8 protein-coding genes are annotated in these 7,853 nt (G+C 61.1%); 3 read left to right on the top strand and 5 right to left on the bottom strand.

Going from position 1 to position 7,853, the window contains the following annotated elements:
* Window positions 1-291: 291 nt before the first annotated feature.
* Genes HMPREF2993_RS08270 through HMPREF2993_RS08260 form a run of 3 tightly spaced genes read right to left on the bottom strand, consistent with a single transcriptional unit; the run spans window position 292 to window position 2,449 of the window.
* The gene (locus HMPREF2993_RS08270) at window positions 292-1,281 is read right to left on the bottom strand and encodes a hypothetical protein (protein ID WP_232761079.1); all 990 of its coding nucleotides are present in this window, start codon (window positions 1,279-1,281) and stop codon (window positions 292-294) included.
* Window positions 1,278-2,078 (bottom strand): ATP-binding cassette domain-containing protein, encoded by an 801-nt coding sequence (locus tag HMPREF2993_RS08265; RefSeq protein ID WP_070701897.1) that lies wholly within the window; start codon window positions 2,076-2,078, stop codon window positions 1,278-1,280. Before HMPREF2993_RS08265 ends, HMPREF2993_RS08270 begins: the two co-directional genes overlap by 4 nt.
* Window positions 2,075-2,449, bottom strand: coding sequence for a GntR family transcriptional regulator (locus tag HMPREF2993_RS08260; RefSeq protein ID WP_046648800.1), 375 nt, complete (start codon window positions 2,447-2,449; stop codon window positions 2,075-2,077). Before HMPREF2993_RS08260 ends, HMPREF2993_RS08265 begins: the two co-directional genes overlap by 4 nt.
* Before the next feature lie 225 nt (window positions 2,450-2,674).
* Here HMPREF2993_RS08260 and HMPREF2993_RS08255 point away from each other — a divergent pair, with 225 nt between their 5' ends.
* Window positions 2,675-3,913, top strand: a complete 1,239-nt coding sequence (locus HMPREF2993_RS08255; RefSeq protein WP_070701895.1) for an NYN domain-containing protein — start codon at window positions 2,675-2,677, stop codon at window positions 3,911-3,913.
* Between the two features lie 115 nt (window positions 3,914-4,028).
* Here HMPREF2993_RS08255 and HMPREF2993_RS08250 read toward each other — a convergent pair whose 3' ends face one another.
* Both HMPREF2993_RS08250 and trxA read right to left on the bottom strand, forming a co-directional pair.
* Entirely contained in the window at window positions 4,029-4,853 is an 825-nt protein-coding gene (locus tag HMPREF2993_RS08250) for a PspA/IM30 family protein (protein ID WP_070701894.1), read from the bottom strand.
* Between the two features lie 155 nt (window positions 4,854-5,008).
* Complete coding sequence (gene trxA / locus HMPREF2993_RS08245) at window positions 5,009-5,374, bottom strand: thioredoxin (protein ID WP_046648797.1); 366 nt, start codon at window positions 5,372-5,374, stop codon at window positions 5,009-5,011.
* Between the two features lie 149 nt (window positions 5,375-5,523).
* On the opposite strand from trxA, the gene HMPREF2993_RS08240 reads away from it, so the two are divergent.
* Window positions 5,524-5,724: a heavy-metal-associated domain-containing protein gene (locus HMPREF2993_RS08240; protein WP_046648796.1), complete on the top strand. Its 201-nt coding sequence runs from the start codon at window positions 5,524-5,526 to the stop codon at window positions 5,722-5,724.
* A gap of 5 nt (window positions 5,725-5,729) precedes the next feature.
* Window positions 5,730-7,853, top strand: a 2,124-nt coding sequence (locus HMPREF2993_RS08235; protein WP_070701892.1) for a heavy metal translocating P-type ATPase, incomplete at its 3' end; no start/stop codon positions are given.

Genomic DNA, 7,853 nt, shown 5'->3' with positions numbered 1-7,853 from the left:
AAAAAGTACATTGGCACACTATTGAGTTCTCAGACATCGTCACCACACAGTCATACGGACCGCCTTGAGCGAAACGCAGTACTGCGAGTAAAGAAAATATTTGTTGTCAGGGCCTGTTTTCCTACCGCCACTCTCCAAGAACTTCAGTTCCTGTGGGGCGCTGTCGGTCGCGCTGACTCATATAAAGTTACACACGGCCTTGATAAAACACAAATATGCACTTCAATGAAGGTTTTTACCCCTTCTTGAAGTGCACTAAAACAACCTTTTAACGCAGACATTGGATGGCGCTCAGTGTGCCCCAAACCAGCCCATGAGGCCCGGGCTAAACACGTTGGTCTTTTTAGCCATCCGGGGATACGCGGCAACCCACACGACGTAGATGATTGCCATCCCTGTGAGCGTCCACCACACAGAGATCTCAGAGTTAAGTAGCCACGCAAGCAACACGGCAGCAATGGCTCCGACCGTGACAGCCGTATAGGGCCATGTCTCTTTGTCGGTGATCGCAAAGCTCACGAGAACGGCAGCCATTGCAAGGGGAACGATGGTGAATCCGGCGAGGCTTCCGGTCCACATCAACGTCACCACATCAGTGACAGCTCCCAAGCCCACTGGAATCGCGGTACACAATAACGTCGCTTTGGACCAGGCCGCGCGTGGAACGCCAAAGGTCATCGCATCCTTCATCGAACTGCGAACCGTGTCAGCCACTAGCGGCAGGACAATCAACGTGACTATGGCGCCTACGATGCCCACGCCGGTATCCCACAGCTTGCTCACCACGATGTTTATCGCAGTTCCGATGGCTATACCGAATGCAGCCCACATCCACGCGCGAGCTTGAGGGCGCAACACAATCTGGGAAACCGGGGAGGCAGAGAACCAGCCCGTCGAAGAATCACCATCACTGCCCGCAATAAGGGAGCTACTTGTCAGTCGTGAAGGCTCGAAGCGCTTCACCATGCACACGATCCACGTTGCCGCTGGGGCAATGAGAACCCACCACGGAAAGGCGAAGGGCGCGCTAACAAGAATCAGTAAAAGCGTCAGGGTGGCATTGATGCGCCGGTGTCCGTTCCAGATACGGGTACTGAGGCCAAAGGTCAGGTAACGCGTGAAGTCAGGCTGCGAAAGGTAAACCATAAGGACCATAAAGAGTGAGTAACCAATGGCCCACCCTTGCCCGCGGCCCATTCCCAGCACCGGAAGGATGACAATCCACAAAGCGTAGAAGAAGCTGTTCCAGCTCAGCGCCATATGTCTATAGAGCTTCATCATGCCTCCCCCAGTGCCAGAACTGCCTGTTCAAGGGATACCTGGGCGGCGCGCAGCCCCATTTCCTGGGCCATGGCAAAGACGTTGGCGGTGTGGTTGGGGCGGGCGTCGACAAGCGCGCGGTCGGCTACGGCTGAGGTTTCGCGCTCAAGCACCGGGAGCTGCAGGCGCCCCAGCGCGCGATCGAGGGCTTCGGCAGAGCCAGTGAGCTGGACGACACCCTCGATGAACTCATCGATGGGGCCGGACAAGGGGTTGTCCCCCATCAGGGCTACGGTATCGAGCAAACCGGAAAGCTCGTTGAGGTGGTGGGTGGAGACGATAATGGTGCGGCCGTGCTCTTCACGCAAGACCTCGTAGAACACCTCCCGCTTGGCGGCGTCGAGGCCGAGGTAGGGTTCGTCGAGAAGCATGTACGGCACCCCCGAGGCCACGGCAACGATGAAGCTCGCTGCGGACTTTTGCCCGCGGGAGAGGCCCGAGTAATTCTTCATCGGAAGCTCGAAGCGCTCGACCAATTCCTCGGCGCGCTCCTTGTTCCAGGTGGTCCAGCGCAGGCTGGATACAGTGAAGACCTTCTTCAGGTTCCAGCCTTCGGGCAGGGGGTTATCGATACCCATGAGCACGATCTTGTTGAGGACTTTTTCATTGTCGTAGGGCTTGTCACCATCGACGGTGATGCCGGAAGCATTCAGCTGACCGGCGATTTTACGCAGCAAGGTGGTTTTGCCAATGCCGTTGGGGCCGACGAGGCCGTGCGTGAGGCCGTCGTCGAAGGTGAAGTGCGGAGTAGAAATCATGAGTAGAGTCCTCGACTTTCTGCGACAAGGTCGATGAGGTCATGGAGTTGCTGGCGGGTATAGCCCAGGCGCACGGCTTCGTCGATAAGCGGCGCGGCGTACTCGGCTGCGAATTCCTGGCGACGCCGCGCCCGGATCAGTTCGGCGGCGCCAGAGGTGACGAACATGCCGATGCCTCGGCGTTTTTCGAGGATTCCGAGATCCACGAGGAGGGTCAGCCCCTTGCGGGCGGTCGCGGGGTTGATGCTGTGGAAGGCGGCGAGCTCATTCGTGGACGGTGCCTGGGCACCCTCGGCGAGAGTGCCCTCGATGATGGCGTCCTCGATGAGCACCGCTATCTGACGAAAGAGCGGCTGCGCGGAATTGTCCATGCAGACCCCTTAGCTGGTTGGTTACTCATGTAACTAACCATATAACCAACCTTCGGCCAGGGCAAGGTCTTCCCATTCCATATCTTTGACCTGGGAATTTCCTCAAGGTTATCGACGTTTTGTGACTAATGGGGCACACTGGACTACACCGGCCGTAGGCTGGAAGACCTCACAGAAGTGACCTAAGAAAATTAGTTAGAAGAAATAGAACGGAATTTAGGAGCCATGCTTGAACGAACACTTGTCTTCGTTGACACGTCATATCTACTCGCCAGTTTCTATAACTCCTGGGAGACGGGCGCCCGTGCCCAGCTAGAGATTGATTTACCCGAAGTGGTCAGCTCCCTCGGTTCGATGATTGAAACCCAGGTGGGCAACCGCGTTCACCGCCAATATTGGTATGACGGAATCCCGGATACCGGCCCCCACCGCTACCAACGCGCACTGCGCGTCTGCGACGGCGTCCAGCTTCGCACCGGCCAGCTCATCGAGTGGGGCGAGCGCCGCACACAGAAAGCCGTGGACACCCGCCTTGTCGCCGACATGATCGTCTCCGCCATGAAGGGCCAAGTCACGGACTTTGTTTTGGTCTCCGGCGATGCCGACATGATTCCCGGCGTCCAAGAAGCCGTGAACAACGGCGTGCGCGTGCACCTCTATGGCTTTGGCTGGGATTCGATGTCCTCGGCGTTGCGCCATGCGTGCGACTCCACCACCATCCTGGATCCGCGGGAAGACTTCGCCGACGCAATGGAGCTCGAGGTCCTCGAAGGGCCCCTGCCGCCGACCATCCGCGAGCCCCAGCACTCCGAGGACGGCAGCGAGGGCGAAGCCGTTGCCACCGATGAGCACGCAGAGGAGTGCGACGAGCCCACCGAGGCGCAAGCCGCCTTCCCCTCCGCCCCCAAGCCCGGCCCGGCCACACCTTCTGCCGCCGCGACGGACGTTGCCGCGACTGCCTCTCATCCCGAATCGGCTGCGCCCGATACCTCCCGCAAGGAAGAGGAGCCTCTCCCCTCCGGCGAGCAGCCTTCCGCGCCCGGCATCGACTCGCAGGAGCCTGCGGGCGAGGAAGCGGACGCAGCCCCCGAAAGCCCGAAGCCAACGCCCAAGCCGGCCGCACCCAAACCTTCGATGATGGCGCCGCGCCGCAAGCTGCGGTCGAAGTATGTTCCGCTCCCCGAAGAAGTGTGGAGCTCCGCCGGGTTCCAGTCCCCCTTTGACGTGGGGCAGCAGTACGCGTCGTGGTGGTTCGACAACGCCGCGAGCGCCGATCAGCGCGACCAGGCCCACCTGCTCTCGGGCGGCGGCCTGCCCCCGGAGATCGATCGCCCGCTGCTGCAATTCGCCTGCGAAACGCTGCACGAGTACACGCTGACAGAAACCCAGCGCGTCAACCTGCGCGATGGCTTTCACTCGGGCATCCGCGGCGTGCTCATCAATATCCGCCGCCAAGATAGTTAAACCGAAAAACGCCGAAAGGGACCTTGGAGAGCGTGGGGTGCTGAAACGCCCCGGCCGCGCTGCGCGGCCCGCTCTAGAAGGTCCCTTTTCTGTGCTGTGGCTTGCTTCGCAGTGGCTACTGCTTGTCCTCGGCGGTGTCCGATTCGGCGTTGGCATCACTAGCATCAGCTTCGGCGCCGGCCTCAAGCGCTTGGTCGCTGGCGAAGGGCGAGCTTTCCAGCTCCTTGCTCTTGGCCATCTCGGCGCGAATCTCGTCCAAGCGGGACGTGGCGGCCATGTCGTGGCCCGCGGCCGTAATTCCCTGAATGCGGCTACCACCCGCCGCCTGATGGAGCTCCTGGGCGCCGAGCGCATCCGCGTAGCGCTTCTCAATCTTGGCGCGCACCGAGTCCAAGGTCGGCGTGGAATCATCCGGCTTGAGCTCGTTCATTGAGTTCAACGCCTCGGCGTTCTTTTCCTGCATCGCTGCCTGATCTGCCTGGGACAGCAACTGGTCGACTTGTGCCAGCTGCTCCTTCAGGCGGGCCTCCGACTGCTGCTGCTGTGCCTTCGCCTGCTCGGCAGCCTGGCTAGCCGCCTCGTGCTGCGTTTTCAGGTTAGCCAGCTCGTTTTCCACGGCGACCAGCTGGCTCGCCACGACCTCTGCCGCCTGGTTGTACTCGGCGGCCTTCTGCGGATCCTCAGAGGCATCCGCCAACTCCAGCGCCCGGCGGGTCTGATCCTGGTAATCCTGCTGGGTCTTCACCAGGCGGTTGAGCTGCATTTCCAACTGGGTCTTGCGTCCAATAATCTCCGCTGCGTGTTCGGAAATCTCGCGATGCTGCTTCTTCGCGCCTTCCACGGCCTGCTGGATCTGGACCTTGGGGTCAGCATTCTCATCGATCTTCTGATCGAAAGAAGCCATCACATACTTCCAGCCTTTGCTAAATGGATTTGCCATCGCACTCACTCCTTTGTGGTTCCTGCAGCAGTAGTTAATGCAGCTCTTATTGGTGCCCTATATAAAAAGACGCTTTCCTGCGAGTGTAGCGATACTCACAGGAAAGCGCGCGCGGCAGGCCGCCGGGCCCCGCCGCAGACAAGGACTAACCAGTTCTATTCCGCCTGCTGGCTCTCCACCTGGGCGCGGACCTCGTCCATGTCGAGGGCCTTAACCTGGCCAATGAGATCCTCCAGTGCCGCCGGCGGCAGGGCACCAGCCTCGCGGAAGACCAGGATGCCATCGCGGAACACCATCAAGGTGGGGATGGACTGAATCTGCAGCTTCGCGGATAGCTCCTGGTTGGCCTCGGTATCCAGCTTGGCGAACGTGGCATCGGGGTGCTCTTCAGATGCCTTCTCAAAGACTGGGCCGAAGCGCTTGCACGGGCCGCACCATTCCGCCCAAGCATCGACGAGCGTAATGCCGTCGCCGGAAACGGTCTCCTGGAACGTGTCCTCAGTAATGTCAATCGTTGCCATGTCTTTTCCTATCAGTCTCGGGGATATTTCTCGGTTCTATCAACCCCCAACGGTACACAAGACTCGATTATTCCTTGCCCACATACCCCAGGGGGGTATATCCTCGACAGTGACATTAACCCCCAAGGTAAGGAGAAGGATCCACCACCATGAGCACCACAACCTACACCGTTAACGGCATGACCTGTGGCCACTGCGAGCTTTCCGTCAAGGAAGAGATCTCAGAGATCAGTGGCGTCACCGACGTTACGGCCGACCACACCACCGGCGCCGTCACCGTGACCGGGGAGGGCTTTAGCGACGACCAAGTCGCCGCCGCCGTCGTCGAAGCCGGCTACGAGTTGGCCTAAACAGCATGACTACCAGTCTCACCCTCGGCATCACCGGGATGACCTGCACGTCGTGTTCCTCCCGTGTCGAACGCAAGCTCAACAAGCTCGACAACGTTGAAGCCACGGTCAACTTCGCCACGGAGTCCGCCTCCGTGAGTTATGACCCTGCAACGACGACGCCTGCCGATCTCATCGACGTCGTCGAAGGCGCAGGCTACGGAGCGTTCACCCTGGATGGTGAGGGGGAGACGTCGACTAGCACGGCGGAGGACGCCCGCGAGAGCGAAGCCTCCGATATCCTGCAGCGCACTCTGATCTCCGCGGCGCTCTCTCTGCCCGTGATGCTGCTCTCCATGGTCCCAGCGCTGCAATTCCAGCACTGGCAGTGGGCCTGCTTGATGCTCACGACGCTCGTCTATGTCATCGGCGGAGCGCCCTTCCACCGGGCCACCTGGGCCAATCTCAAGCACGGCGCCGCCACGATGGACACGCTCATCACGCTGGGCACCACCGCCGCCTTTGGCTGGTCGCTCTACGCGCTTTTCTTTGGCGATGCCGGGATGCCCGGCATGACCATGCACATGACGCTGCGCTCCAATGACGCGCAGATGGACCATATTTATCTCGAGTCCGTCGGCATGGTTATCACGTTCCTGCTGCTTGGACGATGGTTTGAGCTCAAAGCTAAGGGGCGCTCCTCCGAAGCGCTCACCACGCTGCTGACCATGGGAGCTAAGGAAGCCACCGTGCTTCGCGACGGTACCGAAACCCGCATTCCCGCCAGCGAGCTCCGAGTAGGCGATGTTTTTGTTGTCCGCCCCGGCGAGAAGATCGCCACCGATGGCGTGGTCCTCAACGGCCATTCCGCCGTGGACGAATCCCTTCTCACCGGCGAGTCGATGCCGGTTGAGGTTTCTCCCGGCAGCACGGTGACGGGCGCGACCATCAACGCCTCGGGTCGGCTCGAGGTACGCGCCACCCGCGTCGGGTCCGACACCGTCTTGGCCCAGATGGGCGCGCTCGTCACTGCAGCCCAGACGTCGAAGGCCCCGGTCCAGCGCCTCGCGGACCGTATCGCCGCTGTCTTTGTCCCGATCGTCATCGGTATCGCCATCCTCGCACTCGTGGCGCACCTCTGGTTCGGCGGTATCGCCCCGGCCTTCGTGGCCGCCGTCTCCGTCCTCATCATCGCCTGCCCGTGCGCCATGGGCTTGGCGACGCCCACCGCAATCCTCGTCGGCACCGGGCGCGGCGCCGAATTGGGAATACTCATCAAGGGCCCGGAGATTTTGGAATCGACCCGCCAGATCGACACCATCGTTCTGGACAAAACCGGCACCATCACCGAAGGCCAGATGTCGGTGGGAGCAGTCCAACCTACGGCAGGACGCACGCAGCAGGAAGTTCTCCGCCTCGCGGCCGCCGCGGAACAGGGTTCCGAGCACCCCATCGCACGAGCCATCCGCACAGCCTACGACGATGAGCTCCCCGCGGCCGCGGGCTTCCACGAGCTTCCCGGCCAGGGAATCGAGGCAACGATTGAGGGCTCCCGGGTGCGGGTGGGCCGGCCGCCTGCGGGCTATGACGGCACCGGGACGCAGGTGGGCGTCTACGTGGACGATGACTTGGTAGGAACCATCGAGCTACAGGATCGCATCAAGGAATCCTCCGCCGCCGCCATCGCCGCAATGCACAAGCTAGGGCTTACACCCCACCTACTCACCGGGGACAACGCCGGCGCGGCACATGCAGTGGCGCGGGCCGTTGGCATTGATGATGCCAACGTGACAGCGGAGGTCATGCCCGCAGACAAGGTAGAGACTATCGCTCGACTGCAGGAGCAGGGGCGGACCGTGGCCATGGTGGGCGATGGCGTCAACGACGCCGCGGCGCTCGCGCAGGCGGACCTCGGAATCGCGATGGGTGCGGGAGCCGACGTGGCCATCGAGGCCTCCGACATCACGGTGATGAACAACGACCTGCGCTCCGTCGCAGAGGCGGTGCGGCTCGCGCGCAGTACCCTGCGCATCATCAAGAGCAACCTTTTTTGGGCCTTCGCCTATAATATTATTCTTCTTCCCGTGGCAGCGTTCGGGCTGCTCAACCCCCTATTGGCGGGGTTGGCAATGGCTCTGAGCTCAGTCTTT

Source organism: Corynebacterium sp. HMSC068G04, from assembly GCF_001814885.1.
Lineage (GTDB): Bacteria > Actinomycetota > Actinomycetes > Mycobacteriales > Mycobacteriaceae > Corynebacterium > Corynebacterium hiratae.
This window is presented reverse-complemented; position numbering and strand designations above follow the sequence as displayed.